Here is a 17,628-nt window from a genome sequence, read left to right as displayed (position 1 = left end):
GCCATGGGCCAGGCCCTGGAGCAGTTGCAAGCACGCCTGGCGCGCCTTGAAGGCGAGGCCGCGGTGCGTCGCCTGATGGCCCGCTACATGGACCTCTGCGACGTTCCGCGCGACGGCCTCGCATTACAAACCGAGCTGGCCGGGCTGTTCGCCGAAGACGCCGTCTGGGAAGGCCTGGGCGCCCGCGCCGAGCAGAGCTTCGGCCGCCATGAAGGGCGCGTGGCGGTGGCGGCGTTCGTCGCCGGCTACCTGCCGCCGGCCGAGCACTTCGCGCTCAACCTGCACTTCCTCGGCAGCGAGTCGATCGAGGTCGGGGAGGGCGGCGACACTGCACGCGGCCAGTGGCTGATGCAGCAGCTGTCGACCTATGTCGACGGCCGCAGCGAACTGTTCGGCACCCGCCTGAACCTGGACTTCCGCCGCGTCGGCGAGGCCTGGCAGATCACCCATTTCCGTACCCGGCGGCTGCTGGCCATGCCGCTGGGCGCACTCGCGGAGGGCGAGGCATGAGCATCTTCGTCAGCGAATTCGAGCTGGGCGGCGCCGGCAAGCGCGTCGCCGTCAAGGATACCATCGACATCGCCGGCCATCCGACGCGTTGCGGCAGCCGCGCATTGGCCGACAGCGCACCCGCGCAACACCACGCCGAAGTGGTGCAGCGGGTGCTGGACGCCGGCTGGCGCATCGTCGGCAAGACCAACCTGCACGAGCTGGCCTTCGGCGTCACCGGCATCAACGACTGGAGCGGCACGCCGCGCAATCCGCAGGCGCCGGAGCGCGTGCCCGGCGGCTCGTCCAGCGGCTCGGCCGCGGCGGTCGGCGCGGGCCTGGCCGATATCGCCCTGGGCACCGACACCGGCGGCTCGGTGCGGGTGCCGGCGGCCTGCTGCGGCGTGGCCGGGCTCAAGCCGAGCTTCGGCCGCGTCAGCCGCGTGGGCGTACATCCGGAACATAGCAGCCTGGATTGCGTCGGCCCGTTCGCCGCGAACATGGCCGACCTCGTCGCCGCCATGCAGGTGCTCTGCCCCGGCTTCGGCGCCGTGAACCTGCCCGGCGCCAACGCCCGCGTGGCCTTCCTCGAAGTGCCCGCCGACCCGCACATCCAGGCCTGCCTGGGCGCCGCCGCCGACCGCGCCGGCTGGCGCCGGGCGAGCCTCTACCTGGGCGAGTTCGAGGCGGCCTTCGAGGCCGGCCTCGTCGTCATCAACCACGAGAACTGGGCGGCGCTGGGGCAATTCACCGGCAAGGGCCTGCTGGGCGCCGACGTCGAGCAGCGCCTGCTCGCCGCCGGGCGCACCAGCGCCGCGCAGCTGGCCGAGGCCGAAGGCGTGCGCGCGAGCTTCACCCGCGCCATCGACTCCGCCCTGGACGATTACGAAATCCTGCTGCTGCCGACCCTGGCCAGCCTGCCGCCGCTGCTCAGCGATGCGCGCAGCGGCAAGAGCGTGGCGGCGCTGACCTCCCTGGTCCGCCCCTTCAACCTCAGCGGCCACCCGGCGCTGAGCGTGCCGGTGGAGCTGGAGCACGGCGGCCTCAAGGTCGGCCTGCAGATCGTCGGCCGCAAGGGCGACGACGAACGCGTCTGCGCCTTCGGCGCGCAGCTGGAACAGGCATTGGCCGCCGAGCGGCCGACGAACAAGAAAATGGCATGAGGAGACACCCATGAGCGCCCCTGAATACCGGCTGATCGCCAAGACGGGCAGCCCCGAGCAACTGGTCCAATCCGACCGCGTCGACGTATCGCTGTACCACGACCCGGCGCTGTTCGAGGCCGAGCTGGAGAAAATCTTCTACCGCACCTGGGTGTGGGTCGCCCACGACAGCGAAGTGCGCAACCCCGGCGACTTCAAGACCACGATGATCGGCCGCCGCCCGGTCATCGTGGTGCGCGACAAGAAGGGCCAGGTCAACGTCCTGGAAAACCGCTGCCGCCACCGCGGCGCCACCGTCTGCGAAAAGCACAAGGGCAACGCCACCGGCTTCACCTGCCCGTACCACAGCTGGTCCTACGGGCTGGACGGCAAGCTGCGCGCGCTGCCGTACCCGGACGGCTACGAGGACATCCTCGACAAGGCCGAGCTGCCGCTGACCAGCCTGCGGGTGGAAAGCTACGCCGGCATGATCTTCGCCAGCTACGACGCCGACATCGAGCCGCTGGAGGACTTCCTCGGCGGGGCGAAGCACTGGATGGACCTGTTCATGAAGCAGGGCGCCGGCTTCCCGATCAAGGTCCAGGGCGAACACAAGTTCACCTTCAAGGGCAACTGGAAGATCCAGCTGGAGAACACCACCGACGGCTACCACTTCCCCATCGTGCACAAGTCGTGGATGTCCTCGGTGGACGACGAGACCAGCGAGATGCTCTCGTTCATGACCGACCCGCAGGCGGTGACCCACGCCCTGGGCAACGGCCACAGCGTGATGGTGATGGTCCCCGAGCACGTCGACCTCGACCACGACGACGGCACCGAGCAGCTGCAGGAACGCTTCGCCCACGTCACCGAGGAACTGTCGAAAACCATGGAGCCTGCACAGGTACGGCGCATCGTCCGCTCGCTGCACGGCGCCGGCTTCAACCTCAACCTGTTCCCCAACGTGGCCATGTCCATGTCGTTCTTCCGCGTGCTGCGCCCGGTGTCGGTCACCGAGACGGAAATCCGCCACGTCGCCTTAGGCATGGACGGCGGCCCGGAGATCGCCAACCGCGAGCGGCTGCGCATCCACGAGCACTTCCAGGGCCCGTTCGGCTTCGGCAGCCCGGACGACGCCGAGGCCTGGGACCGCGTACAGCGCGGCTCCTACGCCGGCCCCGACGCGCCGATCCTGGTCAACCGCGGGCTGAACCGCGAAGTCGTGGCCGAGAACGGCGACAAGGTTTCCCACGCCACCGACGAAGGCGGCATGCGCGAGGCCTACCAAATGTGGAAGAGGATGATGAGCCAATGAGCAACGACACCCTGAACGGCTTCTCCGGCCCGCTGGCCAAGGCCATCGAATTCATCTGGCGCGAGGCCGAGCTGCTCGACCGCAAGGACTACGCGCAGTGGAGCGGATTGTGGAGCGAGGAGGGCATCTACGTGGTACCCATCGACGCCGAGGGCGACGACTTCGCTGCCAGCCTCAACTACGCCTTCGACGACGCGCGCATGCGCGCCCTGCGCATTGAGCGCCTGAGCGCCGGTTTCTCGCCCTCGGCGGTGGATTCGGCGAAGACCGTGCGCACGGTGTCGCGCTTCCGCCTGGTGGAGGCCGCCGGCGATCTCGTCGAAGTGCATTCGGCGCAGATCCTCTACGCCTATAAGCGCGGCGTGCACACGCCCTTCGTCGCCGACCTGGAGCACCGCATCCGCTTCGCCGCCGAAGGCCCGCGCCTGGAGCGCAAGGTGGTGCGCCTGATCAACGCCCAGGACGCCCTGGGCGCCATCGGCTTCCTGCTCTGAGGATGCAGCCATGACCCGTACCGCACTCGTCACCGGGGCCTCGCGCGGCCTCGGCGAATGCATCGCCCGGCGCCTGCACGGCGCCGGCTACCGCGTGGCCCTGGCCGACGTGCGCCTGGGCGACGCCCAGCGCCTGGCCGATGAACTCGACCCCAGCGGCGCCAGCGTGCTGGCGGTGGAACTGGACGTGCGCGAGAAGGCCGACTTCGAACGCGCCCGCGACTTGTTGCAGGCCAAGTGGGGCGGCTGCGACATCCTGGTGAACAACGCCGGGGTGTCCAGGGTCGCCGCGCTGATGGATATCACCCCGGAGGAGTTCGACGCCTCGCTGGCGGTGAACCTGCGCGGCACCTTCGTCGCCTGCCAGGTGTTCGGCGCGCACTTTGCCGCGCGCGGCTTCGGCCGCATCGTCAACATCGCCTCGCTGGCCGGGCAGAACGGCGGCACCGCCACCGGCGGCCACTACGCCGCGGCCAAGGGCGGCGTGGCGACGCTGACCAAGGTCTTCGCCCGCGAGCTGGCGCCGGCCGGCGTCACCGTCAACAGCATCTCCCCGGGCCCGCTGGACCTGCCGGTGGTGCGCGAAACGGTGGCCCCGGAGCGCCTGGAGCAGATCCTCAAGACCATCCCGGTGGGCCGCCTGGGCGACCCGGATTACGTCGCCGACAGCGTGCTGCTACTGGTCGCCGACAACGCCAGTTCGGTGACCGGAGCCTGCTGGGACATCAACGGCGGCCTGTTCATGCGCTGAGAAAGCCGGCGGATAACGCGGAGCGTTATTCGCCCTACGCCGAACCCCAACGTAGGGCGAATAACCGGCACGGTTATCCGCCGCAACCGGGATGGCGGCCAGCGCGCCGCCCGCCCTGAAGCCTTGCAAGGTAAGACCATGATGAAGGTAAGAATCCAAAGGATCGTCGACGAAGCCCTGGACATCCGTTCCTTCCGCCTCGTGCGCAGCGACGGCCAGCCGTTCGACGCCTACGAGCCGGGCGCCCACGTCGACGTAACCGGCCCCACCGGGGTGACCCGCCAGTACTCCCTGTGCAGCCCGCCGGAAGACCGCGCCGCCTACCTGGTGGCGGTGAAGAAGGAAGCCGCCTCCCGCGGCGGCTCCGCGGCCCTGCACGAGCAGGTGGAAGAGGGCATGGAGCTGGAAATGGGCGCCCCGCGCAACCTATTCCGCCTGGCTCCGGAAGCCCGCGAGCATGTGATGTTCGCCGCCGGCATCGGCGTGACGCCGCTGCTGAGCATGGCCTACAAGCTCAACGCCCGGGGCGAGCCCTACGTGCTGCACTATTTCGCCCGCTCGCCGGAGCACGCGGCCTTCGTCGAACTGCTGTCCGGCCCGGTGTTCGCCGGCAAGGTGGAATTCCACTACGGCGTGGAGCCGGCCGACCTCGACGCCGAGCTGGCCGCCAGCCTGGCACGCGCCCCGGCAGAAGCCCACGTCTACACCTGCGGCCCGGCGCCGTTCATGAACAAGGTGGTGGACGTCGCCAAGCGCAGCCGCAGCGAAGACGCCATCCACCTGGAACACTTCCAGGCCGACCCGGCTGCCAACGCCGCCCCGGCTGGCGGCTTCGAGGTGGAGCTGGCCAGCAGCGGAGTGGTGCTGCAAGTGCCGGCCGACGCCAGCCTGGTAGACGTGCTCCAGGCCCACGGCTGCGACATCGACACCGAATGCCGCGAAGGCATCTGCGGCACCTGCATCGTGGAAGTGCTGGAAGGCGAGCCGGAGCATCGGGACAACTGCCTGTCGAGCAAGGAGAAGGCTTCGAACAAGCAGATTTGCGCCTGCGTTTCGCGGGCGAAGTCGGCGCGGTTGGTGCTGGACCTCTGACACCTGCTCTTCGTAGGAGCGAGCTTGCTCGCGAACGGTGCTTCACCCGGGCTTATGGTGTTGGCCCCGAAGAGCGCCCTCTCCCTAACCCTCTCCCTGAAGGGAGAGGGGACCGTTGGGCAGGGTTTGAAGTTATGGCGTTAGCCGGCTAGCGCAGAGATTTCCGCCGGAAACCATCATCTTTCTCGGCACGGACAAGCCCCCTCTCCCTTCAGGGAGAGGGCTGGGGAGAGGGGGCGGAGTCAACCCAAAGCACCAATGCCGCCGGCAGCCTCCCATTCGCGAGCAAGCTCGCTCCTACAGGAAAAGCCCCGAAGCCCCCCTACGGCACCCCCAGATCCAAAACCTCCCGCACCAATAGCGCAATACTGGAAACCCCCATCTTCTCCTTGATCTTGGTGCGGTGCACATCCACCGTCTTCACGCTGATGTTCAGCTCGCGGGCGATCACCTTGCTGGCCTTACCGTCGATCACCATGCCCAGCACCTCGCGCTCGCGCCCGGTGAGCAGGTCCAGGCGCTGCTGCAGCTGGCGCTTCTGCTCGGCGCCGGCGTGCACCTGCACCGCGGCTTTCAGCGCGGCCTGGATGCGCTCCAGCATCTGCTGCGGGTTGTAGGGCTTCTCGACGAAATCCAGCGCGCCGTTCTTCATCGCCTGCACCGACATGGGAATGTCGCCGTGGGCCGAGACGAAGATGATCGGCAGCGCCGCGCCGCGCTCGTTGAGCATGGCCTGCAGCTGGAAGCCGCTGGTTTCCGGCATGCGCACGTCGAGCACGAGGCAGGCGGGGCTGCCGGGGTCGTAGTGGGCGAGGAATTCCTCGGCGCCGGCGAAGCACTGCGCCTGGATGCTGACCGACTCCAGGAGCCAGGCCAGCGAGGTGCGCAGGTCCTTGTCGTCGTCGACGATGTAAACAACGGGTTTGCGGGTATCCATCAGGGCACTGCCACGGTTCTTCTTATTAGGTCTGGCTCGCAGTCTTCGCTGCGGCACGCACGGGCGGGCGCACAGGCGCCCAGGGGCCAGCATACCCAGGCGGCGCCGGGCTGGCGATAAAGAAACCCCCTAGTCGACTAAAGGCCAGCCACCGCCGCCATGGGATTCGCCTGGATACCGCGCCTGGCCGCGGGGCCGTAGATTGGCAAGCATCGACAACCGGCCACAAGGGCGCGCCATGAACAACCTGAGCCAGACCCAGATCGACTTCCGCAACGCCATGGCGCGGCTGCCCGCCGCGGTGAACATCATCACCAGCGACGGCCCCGGCGGGCGCTGCGGCATCACCGCCAGCGCGGTCTGCTCGGTCACCGATTCGCCGCCCACGGTGCTGGTGTGCATCAACCGCGGCAGCGCCAGCCACGAACCCTTCCGCGCCAACGGCCACCTGTGCATCAACGTGCTGCGCGGCGAGCAGGAAGAACTGGCCCGGCACTTCGCCGGCATGACACAGGTGCCGATGGCGGAACGCTTCGCCTCGGCCCTGTGGGAAGAGGGCTGCGCCGGCGTGCCGGTGCTGCGCGACGCCCTGGTCACCCTGGAAGGGCGCATCAGCGAGTGCAAGGAAGTGGGTTCGCACTCGGTGCTGTTCGTCGAGCTGGAACGCGCCGCGGTGCGCGAGCAGGGCGACAGCCTGGTGTACTTCAACCGCCTGTTCCACCGCCTGGACGGCGTGTCGGCGGCGGCCTGAGGGGCGGGGCAGGGGGCTTTCATCACTGCGCGGCATGATGACTATCGACGCCGACGCGTGGTCATGCGCCAGGCATGTGGTTAGAGTCCGGCTCAAAGCCACGCCCGCGCGCCTGCCGCGCGGGCCCTGACCGGAGCCTCCATGAAGTCCCTGTCCGAAACCGCCTTTTCCATGCTCGACCTGGTGCCCATCCGCGACCAGGGCACCGTCAGCGAGGCGCTGAACAACGCCGTCGAGGTGGCCCGCCACGTCGAGCGCCTCGGTTTCACCCGCTACTGGCTGGCCGAGCACCACAACATGGACGGCATCGCCAGCTCGGCGACTTCCGTGCTGATCGGCCACATCGCCGGCAAGACCGCGCGCATCCGCGTCGGCTCCGGCGGGGTGATGCTGCCCAACCACCCGCCGCTGGTGATCGCCGAGCAGTTCGGCACCCTCGCCAGCCTCTACCCGGGACGCATCGACCTGGGCCTGGGCCGCGCCCCCGGCGCCGACCAGGCGACCATGCGCGCCCTGCGCCGCGACCGCATGCTCGGCGACGGCGAAGACTTCCCCGAGCAGGTCGCCGAGCTGGAAATGCTCCTCGGCCCGCGCCGCCCGCAACAGAGCCTGCTGGCCATCCCCGGCGAGGGCACGCGGGTGCCGATCTGGCTGCTCGGCTCCAGCCTGTTCAGCGCCCGCCTGGCGGCGGAGAAGGGCCTGCCCTACGCCTTCGCCTCGCACTTCGCGCCGCGCTATCTGCATGACGCGCTGCGCATCTACCGGCAGAACTTCAAGCCCTCGGCCACCCTCGAACAGCCCTACGCGATGATCGGCGTGCCGCTGATCGCCGCGCCCACCGACGAAGAGGCCGAGTACCTGGCGACCACCGCGTTCCAGCGCGTGCTGGCGCTGATTCGCGGCGAAAGCCTGAAGCAGAAGCCGCCGGTGGAGCGCATGGCCGGCCTGTGGCTGCCCCACGAGCAGGAGGCGGTGGGCAACTTCTTCGGCCTGGCGGTGATCGGCGGCCCGGAGAAGGTGCGCAGCCGCCTGGAGATCCTTGTCGAGCAGACTGGGGCGGATGAGGTCATGTTCACCAGCGACATCTACGACCATGACCTGCGCTTGCGTTCGTTGGAGATTGTTGCTGGGTTGCGTTGATTCCAACGGCGCTTTGGTGTTTGTCGGTAACTTTGGCGCTGGGGGGGGGAATCCTTTCCCTCACCCCAGCCCTCTCCCAGAGGGAGAGGGGGCCGTCCGTGCCGTTGGTGAGAATGGTGTTCGCCGGCAGCGCCAGAGTGGCCGGCAGACATAGAACTTCCAGCTTGCGCCGAACTGGCCCCCTCTCCCTCCGGGAGAGGGCTGGGGTGAGGGGACCAGCGCCAACCCGAAGCACCCCCACCCCCAGCCACCCCCGCTGTCCAATCCGCTCATCCACATAAGTCCCTTTCGACATTGCCGCGGCAACCGGCCGGCGCGAACATCCCGCTACTCCCTACAAGAACGAGCCAGGAGTTCCGCGATGCGCCCCTATGCCGCCGCCGCTGCCGAATTCGATTACGCGGCCACCGCCCGAGACACCCTCGCCGGCAGCCTCGACGCCCTCAACGCCTGCGTCGAATGCTGCGACCGCCATGCCTCGTCCGGGCGCGTCGCCCTGTACTGGGAAGGCCGCAACGGCGAGCGCGCCGAATACAGCTTCGCCCAGTTGCAGGCCCTGTCCGCACAGTTCGCCAACCTGCTCCACGACCTGGGCGTGCGCCCCGGCGACCGGGTTTCCGGCATGCTGCCGCGCACCCCCGAGCTGCTGGTCACCATCCTCGGCACCTGGCGCCTCGGCGCGGTCTATCAACCGCTGTTCACCGCCTTCGGGCCCAAGGCCATCGAGCACCGCCTGGGCATCGCCGGCAGCCGCGTGCTGGTCACCGACGCCGGCAACCGCGCCAAGCTCGACGAAGTGCCCAACGCCCCGCCGATCATCACCGTCAGCGGCGGCCAGGCGATCCCGGCTGGCGACCTGGACTTCCGGCAGGCCCTGGAAAGCCGCTCCGAGCAGTTCGAACCGGTCCTGCGCAGCGGCGAAGACCCCTTCCTGCTGATGTTCACCTCCGGCACCACCGGCCTGGCCAAGCCGCTGGCCGTGCCGCTCAAGGCCATCCTGGCGTTCACCGGCTACCTGCGCGACGCCGTGGACCTGCGCCCCGAGGACCGCTTCTGGAACCTGGCCGACCCGGGCTGGGCCTACGGCCTTTACTACGCCGTCACCGGCCCGCTGGCCCTGGGCCACGCCACCACCTTCTACGAAGGCGCCTTCACGGTGGAGAGCACCTGCCGGATCATCCGCCAGTACGGCATCACCAACCTGGCCGGCTCGCCCACCGCCTACCGCATGCTCAAGGCCTCGGCCGCCGAGGTGGAGCGTGAGCTCAAGGGCCGCCTGCGCGCGGTGAGCAGCGCTGGCGAGGCGCTGACCCCGGAGGTGATCCGCTGGTTCGCCGAGGGCCTGGGGGCGACCATCCACGACCACTACGGGCAGACCGAACTGGGTATGGTCCTGGCCAACCACCATGGGCTGCAGCACCCGGTGCACCTGGGCGCGGCCGGCTACTCCATCCCCGGCCACCGCGTGGTGGTGCTGGGCGAGAACGGCGAGGAACTGCCCGCCGGCCAGCCCGGCATCCTGGCCATGGACCGCAAGCGCTCGCCGCTGATGTGGTTCGCCGGCTACCAGGGCATGGAAACCAAGGCCTTCGTCGGCGACTACTATCTCAGTGGCGACACCGTGGAGCTGAACGCCGACGGCAGCATCAGCTTCGTCGGCCGCTCCGACGACCTCATCACCACCTCCGGCTACCGCGTCGGCCCCTTCGACGTGGAGAGCGCGCTGATCGAGCACCCGGCGGTGATGGAAGCGGCGGTGATCGGCAAGCCCGACCCGGAGCGCACCGAACTGGTCAAGGCCTACGTGGTGCTCTGCCCGCAGCACCAGCCCAGCCCGGAGCTGGCCGAGGAGCTGCAGCAGTACGTGCGCAAGCGCCTGTCGGCCCACAGCTACCCGCGGGAAGTGGAGTTCATCGCCGAACTGCCGAAGACCCCCAGCGGCAAGATCCAGCGCTTCCTCCTGCGCAACCAGGAGATAGCCCGGCAACAAGAGGCGGCCGAACGCGCGGCCGCGCAGCACTGATTCGGAGAGATTCCATGCACATCCAGGACAAGGTATTCCTCATCACCGGCGGCGGCTCCGGGCTCGGCGCGGCCACCGCGAAGACCCTGGTGGAGGCCGGCGCCCGCGTGCTGCTGGCCGACGTCAACGCCGAGGCCGGCGCCGCCCGCGTGGCCGAGCTGGGCGAGGGCAGGGCGCGCTTCGTGCGCACCGACGTGACCAGCGAGGCCGACGGCCGCGCCGCCGTGGAAGCCGCGCTGGAAAGCTTCGGCGCGCTGCACGGGCTGGCCAACTGCGCCGGCGTGGCGCCGGCCGAAAAAGTCCTCGGGCGCAATGGCCCGCATGGCCTGGACAGCTTCGCCCGGGCCATCAACATCAACCTGGTGGGCAGCTTCAACATGCTGCGCCTGGCCGCCGAGGCCATGGCCCGCAACGAGCCGGACGCCGGCGGCGAGCGCGGCGTCATCGTCAACACCGCCTCGGTGGCGGCCTTCGACGGGCAGATCGGCCAGGCCGCGTATTCGGCGTCCAAGGCCGGGGTGGTCGGCATGACCTTGCCCATCGCCCGCGAACTGGCGCGCCACGGCATCCGCGTGATGACCATCGCCCCCGGCATCTTCGAGACGCCGATGATGGCTGGCATGCCCCAGGAAGTCCGCGACTCCCTCGGCGCCAGCGTGCCCTTCCCGCCGCGCCTGGGCCGCCCCGACGAATTCGCCGCGCTGGTCCGCCACATCGTCGAGAACAGCATGCTCAACGGCGAGGTGATCCGCCTCGACGGCGCCATCCGCATGGCCGCCAAGTGACAGGAGTAACGAAAATGAACGATCCCGTAGTCATCGTCAGCGCCGTCCGCACCCCCATGGGCGGCTTCCTCGGCGACTTCAAGGACGCCAGCGCCGCCACCCTCGGCGCCGCCGCTGTGCGCGCCGCCATCGAGCGCGCCAAGCTGGGCGCCGACCAGATCGACGAAGCCATCCTCGGCTGCGTGCTCTCCGCCGGCCAGGGCCAGGCCCCGGCGCGCCAGGCGGTGCTCGGCGCCGGGCTGGACCGCGGCACGCCCTGCACCACCATCAACAAGATGTGCGGCTCGGGCATGAAGGCCGTGATGCAGGGCCACGACGCGCTGCTGGCCGGCAGCGCCGGCGTGGTGCTGGCCGGCGGCATGGAGAGCATGTCCAACGCGCCCTACCTGCTGGAGCGCGCCCGCACGGGTTACCGCATGGGCCACGGCAAGGTGCTCGACCACATGTTCCTCGACGGCCTCGAGGACGCCTACGACAAGGGCCGGCTGATGGGCACCTTCGCCGAGGACTGCGCGCAGAGCTACGGCTTCACCCGCCAGCAGCAGGACGACTACGCCATCGCCTCGCTGACCCGCGCCCAGCAGGCCATGTGCGACGGCCGCTTCGCCGCCGAGATCGTCCCGGTGACGGTCAAGGCCGGCAAGGAAACCCGCGAGGTCAGCCAGGACGAGCAGCCGCCGAAGGCGAAGCTGGACAAGATTCCGACGCTGAAACCGGCGTTCCGCGAGGGCGGCACCGTCACCGCGGCCAACTCCAGCTCCATCTCCGACGGCGCCGCCGCGCTGGTGCTGATGCGCCTGTCCGAGGCCGAGAAACGCGGCCTGGCGCCGCTGGCGGCGATCCGTGGGCATTCCTCCTACGCCGCCGCGCCGAACCTGTTCCCCACCGCGCCGGTGGGCGCCATCCAGCGCCTGCTGCAGCGCAGCGGCTGGGGCCTGGGCGAGGTGGACCTGTTCGAGGTCAACGAAGCCTTCGCCGTGGTGGCCATGGCGGCCATGCGCGAGCTGGACATCCCTCACGCCAAGCTCAACGTCCACGGCGGCGCCTGTGCCCTGGGCCACCCGATCGGCGCCTCGGCGGCGCGCATCCTGGTGACCCTGCTCTCGGCGCTGCAGCAGTACGACCTGAAACGCGGCATCGCCTCGGTGTGCATCGGCGGCGGCGAAGCCACGGCCATCGCCGTCGAGCGCCTGTGAGGAGCGAAGCATGATTCCCAGCGAAGAAGACCTGCAGATCCGCGACGTCGCCCGCCAGTTCGCCCAGGAGCGGCTGAAACCCTTCGCCGCCGAGTGGGACCGCGAGCACCGCTTCCCCGCCGAGGCGCTGAAGGAAATGGCCGACCTCGGCTTCCTCGGCATGCTGGTGGCCGAGGAGTGGGGCGGCGCGCAGACCGGGCACCTGGCCTACGCCATGGCCCTGGAGGAAATCGCCGCCGGCGACGGCGCCTGCTCGACCATCATGAGCGTGCACAACTCGGTGGGCTGCATGCCCATCGCCAAGTTCGGCAGCGAAGAGCAGAAGCGCCAGTTCCTGGTGCCCCTGGCCCGTGGCGAGATGATCGGCGCCTTCGCCCTCACCGAGCCCCAGGCCGGCTCCGACGCCAGCTTCCTGAAGACCCGCGCGCGCCGCGACGGCGACCACTACGTGCTGAACGGCAGCAAGCAGTTCATCACTTCCGGCAGCCACGCCGGACTGGTGATCGTCTTCGCCGTCACCGACGCGGCGGCCGGCAAGAAGGGCATCAGCGCCTTCATCGTGCCCACCGACACCCCCGGCTACCGCGTGGTGCGGGTGGAAGACAAGCTCGGCCAGCACGCCTCGGACACCTGCCAGATCGCCTTCGATGACCTGCGCATTCCGGCCGGCTACCGCCTGGGTGAGGAGGGCCAGGGCTACGCCATCGCCCTGGCCAACCTGGAGGGCGGGCGCATCGGCATCGCCTCCCAGGCGGTGGGCATGGCCCGCGCCGCCTTCGAATACGCCCGCGACTACGCCCACGAGCGCGAGACCTTCGGCAAGCCGATCATCCAGCACCAGGCGGTGGCCTTCCGCCTCAGCGACATGGCCACCGAGATAGCCGTGGCGCGGCAGATGGTCCACCACGCCGCCAGCCTGCGCGAAGCGGGCCTGCCGTGTCTGACGGAAGCCTCCATGGCCAAGCTGTTCGCTTCGGAGATGGCCGAGCGGGTGTGCTCGGCGGCGATCCAGACGCTGGGGGGGTATGGCTACCTGCAGGATTACCCGGTGGAGCGTATCTATCGGGATGTGCGGGTGTGCCAGATCTACGAGGGCACCAGTGATGTGCAGCGGTTGGTGATTGCGCGGAGTTTGTAGAGCGCTCTTGTAGGAGCGAGCTTGCTCGCGAATGGAGTTCGTCGGCAACACAGGTGCCCTGGCTTGACTCCGTCCCCTCTCCCCAGCCCTCGGCTGCGCGCCCCGCCCTGAAGGGAGAGGGGGCTTGTCCGTGCCGAGAGAAGGCCTGGCTTCAGCCGGCAGCTTCTGCGCTAGCCGGCTGACTCCAAAACATCAGCGTCTGCCCAACGGTCCCCTCTCCCTTCAGGGAGAGGGTTAGGGAGAGGGCGCTCTTCGGGGCCAACACCATAGGCCCAGTTGATGCACCGTTCGCGAGCAAGCTCGCTCCTACGAACCCTCGAACCCTCGAACCCTCGAACCCTACCCATCCCCCCGAAACCGCCCCCGATACTCCGTCGGCGTCACCCCCAGCCTCTGCACGAACACCAGCCGCATCCGCGCCGCGCTGCCGAAGCCGCAGCGCCAGGCCACCACCTTCAGCGGCAGCCCGCTACCCTCCAGCAACCCCCGCGCCGCGTCCAGCCGGGCGCGCTGGACGAACTCCGCCGGGGTGATGCCCGCCTCGCGGACGAACACCCGGGCGAAGGTGCGTTCGCTCATGGTCGCCACCGCCGCCAGTTCCGCCACCGACAACGCGTCGGTGAGATGGGCCTGCACGTGGCGCTGCACCCGGGCTATGGGCGAGTCGCCATCCGCTGGCGCCTGCAGGTAGGGGCTGAACTGCGATTGCCCGCCCTGGCGCTGGGCTACCACCAGCAGCCGCTTGGCCACGCTCAATGCCACCGCCGGGCCGTGGTCCTCGGCCAGCAGCGCCAGGGCCAGGTCGATGCCGGCGGTCACCCCTGCGGAGGTCACCAGCGCACCGTCGCGCACGTGGATGCTGTCGGGCTCCACCCTTGCCTGCGGGAAAAGCTGAGCCAGGCGCGCGGCGTCGCCCCAGTGGGTGGTGACGCGCTTGCCGTCCAGCAGCCCGGCATGGCCGAGGAGGAAGGCGCCGGTGCAGATCGAGCCGTAGCGCGGCGTCTCGGCGCAGGCCTGGCGCAGCCAGGCGAGGAGGGTGGTGGAAGGCTCCTCGGCGGGCAATTGCGGGCCGCCGGGCACCAGCAGGATGTCGAAGCCGCCGACGGCGCCGTCCAGTTCGTGCTGCGCGCCCAGCAACTGGCCGTTGGAGGCGGGGATGGGGAAGCCGCGTTCGGCCAGCGTCAGCACCTGGTAGCCGCTGCCCGGCGCGACGAAGGCATTGGCTTCGGCGAAGACGTCCAGCGGGCCGGCGACGTCCAGCGCCTGCACGCCGGGGAACAGCAGCATGGCCACGCGTTTCATGGCGGATTCCTGGCGACGAATGGGCTTGCCATTGTGGCGCCGTGGTTGGCTGGCAGCAAAGCGGAAAATGAATCGAATCCTGCCAGTCCGGGGGCTTTTTACCGCAGGTGAAAGGGCGGTCAATCCATTCAGCCAGGTTGGCAAGCCCTTATTGTTACGTGTTGCGCAGTAATCCCTTGTCGTATTGCCTCTGTGTCCGGAACGGCCGTTCAACTAAATTTGTATACACGGCAAGGCCAAATGGCCAGCACGCCGGAAACCGGAGAATCCCACCATGAAACGCACCCTGTTCAGCCTGTTCGCCATCCCCCTGATGGGCGCCGCCCTGGCCGCCAATGCCGCCGACGCCGCGCCCGTGGTCTACCACTACGGCATGCAGCTCGACGTGGCCAAGGTGATCAGCATCGAGCAAGCCAACGACCGTTGCGAAGTCGCCCCGGCGAAAATGACCTACGCCGACTCCAAGGGCCAGGTCCACGTGCTCGAGTACCTGCGCCAGACCGAGATGTGCAGCGACATCTGACCCTCCCAGCGCAACGGGCGGCGTTCTTCCGCCGCCCGCGCCGCGCGACTCTGCCTCATTCTGCTCGACCTTCCTCGCAACCTTCCTTCTGCAACCGCGGCCAGTCGGCTATCTGCAAGAGCACGTCGCTCAGCGCCTGGGCGGCGCTGGAAAGCTTGTGCTCGGCCAGGCTGAACAGGCCCACGCGGCGTTCCACCGTGGGTTCGTAGAGGTCCACGCAGCGCGCGCCCAGTTCCTCCATCTGCTTCACGCACAGGCGCGGCACCGCGCTCACCCCCAGCCCCTGGGCGACCATGCGCCCCACCGTGACCAACTGGTGGCTCTCGAAGGCCACCGCCAGCTTGCCGTGGCTGGCCGCCACGCTGTCTTCCAGCAGCAGGCGCACCGCCGAGGGCCGCTGCAGGGTGATGAAGGGCTGCTCCAGCAACTGCGCCCAGGTCAGCCGGCGCTGCCCGGCCAGGGGCGAGCCGGCCGGCAGCACGGCGACGAAGCGGTCGCTGTAGAAGGCCTGGAAGCTCAGGCCGTCGAGGCTGTCCGGCTCGAAGGCGATGCCCAGCTCGACGCGGCGGTTGCGCACCATCTCCAGCACCTGTTCGTTGATCACGTCGTGCACCGCCACGTTCACCTTCGGGTGGCGCTGGCGGAAGGCCATGAGCGCGCCCGGCAGCAGGTTGCCGGCGAAGGAGGGCATAGCGGCGATGGAGACCTTGCCCAGTTGCAGGGTGAAGTGCTGGCGCAGCAGCTCCTCGGCGTTGTCCCAGTCGGCCAACAGGCGCCGGGCGATGGGCAGCAGGGTCTCGCCCTCGGGGGTGAGGGCGACGCTGCGGGTGGTGCGCACCAGCAACTGCCCGCCGAGGGATTCCTCCAGGTTCTTGATCGCCAGGCTCAGGGCCGGCTGCGACAGGTGCAGGCGCTCGCCGGCCTGGGCGAAGCTCAGGCTCTGCGCCACGGCGAGGAAGGCGCGCAGTTGCTTGACGGTCATTGATAAGTAAAGCCGAATAATCGATTGGAAAAACAAACTTAACAAATCAGTCCCCAGCGGTGAAGCTGCAGACGCTCTCCGACCGGCCGGTCGGAAACCCAAACTACAAGAGAGGCAGCAGCAGATGGCAGGACTCGACAAGCGGGTTGGCAGTTACGCGGAGGCCCTGGCCGGGCTCACCGACGGCATGACGGTACTGGCGGGCGGCTTCGGCCTGTGCGGCATCCCCGAGAACCTCATCGCCGAGATCCGCCGCCTGGGCGTGAAGGGCCTGACGGTGGTGTCGAACAACTGCGGCGTCGATGGCTTCGGCCTCGGCGTGTTGCTGGAGGACCGGCAGATCCGCAAGATGATCGCCTCCTACGTCGGCGAGAACGAACTGTTCGAGCGCCAGCTGCTGTCCGGCGAACTGGAAGTGGAACTCACCCCCCAAGGCACCCTGGCCGAGAAACTGCGCGCCGGCGGCGCCGGCATCCCGGCCTTCTTCACCGCCACCGGCTACGGCACCCCGGTCGCCGAGGGCAAGGAAGTGCGGGAGTTCAACGGCCGCCCGCACATCATGGAACAGGCCATCACCGGCGACTTCGCCATCGTCAAGGGCTGGAAGGCCGACCACTACGGCAACGTCATCTACCGCCACACCGCGCAGAACTTCAACCCGGTGGTGGCCACCGCGGGGCGCATCACCGTGGTCGAGGTGGAAGAGATCGTCGAGCCGGGCGAACTGGACCCCACCCAGATCCACACCCCCGGCATCTACGTCGACCGCATCATCCAGGGGACCTTCGAGAAGCGCATCGAAAAGCGCACCGTGCGTTCCTGAGCCCACCGGACAAGAGAGACAAGAAGATGGCACTGACCCGCGAACAGATGGCCCAGCGCGTGGCGCGCGAACTGCAGGACGGCTACTACGTGAACCTCGGCATCGGCATCCCGACCCTGGTGGCCAACTACGTGCCCGAGGGCATGGAAGTGATGCTGCAATCGGAGAACGGCCTGCTCGGCATGGGCGCCTTCCCCACCGAGGAAAACCTCGACGCCGACATGATCAACGCCGGCAAGCAGACCGTGACCGCCGTGAAGGGCGCGTCGATCTTCTCTTCCGCCGAATCCTTCGCGATGATCCGCGGCGGCCACGTCGACCTCACCGTGCTCGGCGCCTTCGAGGTGGACGTGCAGGGCAACATCGCCTCCTGGATGATCCCCGGCAAGCTGGTGAAAGGCATGGGCGGCGCGATGGACCTGGTGGCCGGCGCCGACAACATCATCGTCACCATGACCCACGCCTCCAAGGACGGCGAGTCCAAGCTGCTCGACCGCTGCAGCCTGCCGCTGACCGGCGCCGGCTGCATCCGCAAGGTGCTCACCGACCTGGCCTACCTGGAAATCATCGACGGCGCCTTCGTCCTGCGCGAGACCGCGCCGGGAGTGAGCGTCGCCGAGATCGCCGAGAAGACCGCCGGGCGGCTGATCGTGCCGGATGACGTCAAAGAGATGACCTTCTGACACCCCCTGTAGGAGCGGGCCCTGCCCGCGATCACGCGCAGGAGTAGCACCCGTAGGATGGC

18 protein-coding genes are annotated in these 17,628 nt (G+C 68.9%); 15 read left to right on the top strand and 3 right to left on the bottom strand.

Going from position 1 to position 17,628, the window contains the following annotated elements; translation table 11 throughout:
* Positions 1–3 precede the first annotated feature (3 nt).
* From BM060_RS08850 to BM060_RS08825, 6 genes are all read left to right on the top strand, one after another.
* Positions 4–510: a nuclear transport factor 2 family protein gene (locus tag BM060_RS08850; protein WP_074979281.1), complete on the top strand. Its 507-nt coding sequence runs from the start codon at positions 4–6 to the stop codon at positions 508–510.
* Positions 507–1,652, top strand: coding sequence for an amidase (locus BM060_RS08845; RefSeq protein ID WP_074979279.1), 1,146 nt, complete (start codon positions 507–509; stop codon positions 1,650–1,652). Before BM060_RS08850 ends, BM060_RS08845 begins: the two co-directional genes overlap by 4 nt.
* Positions 1,653–1,662: 10 nt before the next feature.
* Positions 1,663–2,946 (top strand): aromatic ring-hydroxylating oxygenase subunit alpha, encoded by a 1,284-nt coding sequence (locus BM060_RS08840; RefSeq protein WP_074979277.1) that lies wholly within the window; start codon positions 1,663–1,665, stop codon positions 2,944–2,946.
* Positions 2,943–3,440 (top strand): aromatic-ring-hydroxylating dioxygenase subunit beta, encoded by a 498-nt coding sequence (locus BM060_RS08835; RefSeq protein WP_043272669.1) that lies wholly within the window; start codon positions 2,943–2,945, stop codon positions 3,438–3,440. Before BM060_RS08840 ends, BM060_RS08835 begins: the two co-directional genes overlap by 4 nt.
* A gap of 10 nt (positions 3,441–3,450) precedes the next feature.
* Complete coding sequence (locus BM060_RS08830; RefSeq protein WP_074979275.1) at positions 3,451–4,191, top strand: SDR family NAD(P)-dependent oxidoreductase; 741 nt, start codon at positions 3,451–3,453, stop codon at positions 4,189–4,191.
* Positions 4,192–4,329: 138 nt separating this feature from the next.
* Entirely contained in the window at positions 4,330–5,283 is a 954-nt protein-coding gene (locus BM060_RS08825) for a PDR/VanB family oxidoreductase (RefSeq protein WP_074979273.1), read from the top strand.
* A gap of 322 nt (positions 5,284–5,605) precedes the next feature.
* Here the strand turns inward: BM060_RS08825 and BM060_RS08820 are convergent, their stop codons facing one another.
* Complete coding sequence (locus tag BM060_RS08820; protein WP_058489551.1) at positions 5,606–6,220, bottom strand: response regulator transcription factor; 615 nt, start codon at positions 6,218–6,220, stop codon at positions 5,606–5,608.
* Between the two features lie 238 nt (positions 6,221–6,458).
* Between BM060_RS08820 and hpaC the strand changes: the two genes are divergently transcribed.
* From hpaC to BM060_RS08790, 6 genes are all read left to right on the top strand, one after another.
* A complete protein-coding gene (gene hpaC / locus BM060_RS08815; RefSeq protein ID WP_043314882.1) occupies positions 6,459–6,971 on the top strand; it encodes a 4-hydroxyphenylacetate 3-monooxygenase, reductase component in 513 nt (170 codons plus the stop codon).
* Positions 6,972–7,112: 141 nt separating this feature from the next.
* Positions 7,113–8,111 carry an LLM class flavin-dependent oxidoreductase gene (locus BM060_RS08810; RefSeq protein WP_074979272.1) on the top strand — a complete coding sequence of 333 codons (999 nt, stop codon included), beginning with the start codon at positions 7,113–7,115 and terminating at the stop codon, positions 8,109–8,111.
* 361 nt (positions 8,112–8,472) lie between these two features.
* On the top strand, positions 8,473–10,134 hold the full coding sequence (locus tag BM060_RS08805; RefSeq protein ID WP_074979270.1) for an acyl-CoA synthetase: 1,662 nt from the start codon (positions 8,473–8,475) through the stop codon (positions 10,132–10,134).
* 14 nt (positions 10,135–10,148) lie between these two features.
* Complete coding sequence (locus BM060_RS08800; protein WP_043314884.1) at positions 10,149–10,919, top strand: 3-hydroxyacyl-CoA dehydrogenase; 771 nt, start codon at positions 10,149–10,151, stop codon at positions 10,917–10,919.
* Between the two features lie 14 nt (positions 10,920–10,933).
* A complete protein-coding gene (locus tag BM060_RS08795; protein WP_074979267.1) occupies positions 10,934–12,115 on the top strand; it encodes an acetyl-CoA C-acyltransferase in 1,182 nt (393 codons plus the stop codon).
* Between the two features lie 10 nt (positions 12,116–12,125).
* Positions 12,126–13,253: an acyl-CoA dehydrogenase family protein gene (locus BM060_RS08790; protein WP_009622187.1), complete on the top strand. Its 1,128-nt coding sequence runs from the start codon at positions 12,126–12,128 to the stop codon at positions 13,251–13,253.
* Positions 13,254–13,592: 339 nt separating this feature from the next.
* Here the strand turns inward: BM060_RS08790 and BM060_RS08785 are convergent, their stop codons facing one another.
* Complete coding sequence (locus BM060_RS08785) at positions 13,593–14,555, bottom strand: GlxA family transcriptional regulator (protein ID WP_074979265.1); 963 nt, start codon at positions 14,553–14,555, stop codon at positions 13,593–13,595.
* Between the two features lie 274 nt (positions 14,556–14,829).
* Between BM060_RS08785 and BM060_RS08780 the strand changes: the two genes are divergently transcribed.
* Entirely contained in the window at positions 14,830–15,078 is a 249-nt protein-coding gene (locus BM060_RS08780; protein ID WP_009622183.1) for a DUF2790 domain-containing protein, read from the top strand.
* A gap of 55 nt (positions 15,079–15,133) precedes the next feature.
* On the opposite strand, the gene BM060_RS08775 is transcribed toward BM060_RS08780, so the two are convergent.
* Positions 15,134–16,060, bottom strand: a complete 927-nt coding sequence (locus tag BM060_RS08775; RefSeq protein WP_043272683.1) for a LysR family transcriptional regulator — start codon at positions 16,058–16,060, stop codon at positions 15,134–15,136.
* Between the two features lie 124 nt (positions 16,061–16,184).
* Between BM060_RS08775 and BM060_RS08770 the strand changes: the two genes are divergently transcribed.
* Entirely contained in the window at positions 16,185–16,883 is a 699-nt protein-coding gene (locus tag BM060_RS08770) for a CoA transferase subunit A (protein WP_009622180.1), read from the top strand.
* 26 nt (positions 16,884–16,909) lie between these two features.
* A complete protein-coding gene (locus BM060_RS08765; protein WP_074979263.1) occupies positions 16,910–17,566 on the top strand; it encodes a CoA transferase subunit B in 657 nt (218 codons plus the stop codon).
* Positions 17,567–17,628 lie beyond the last annotated feature (62 nt).

It is taken from the genome of Pseudomonas citronellolis, assembly GCF_900112375.1.
GTDB lineage: Bacteria > Pseudomonadota > Gammaproteobacteria > Pseudomonadales > Pseudomonadaceae > Pseudomonas > Pseudomonas citronellolis.
Note: the sequence above shows the minus strand (reverse complement) of the source record. Positions and strands in the feature narration are given on the sequence as shown.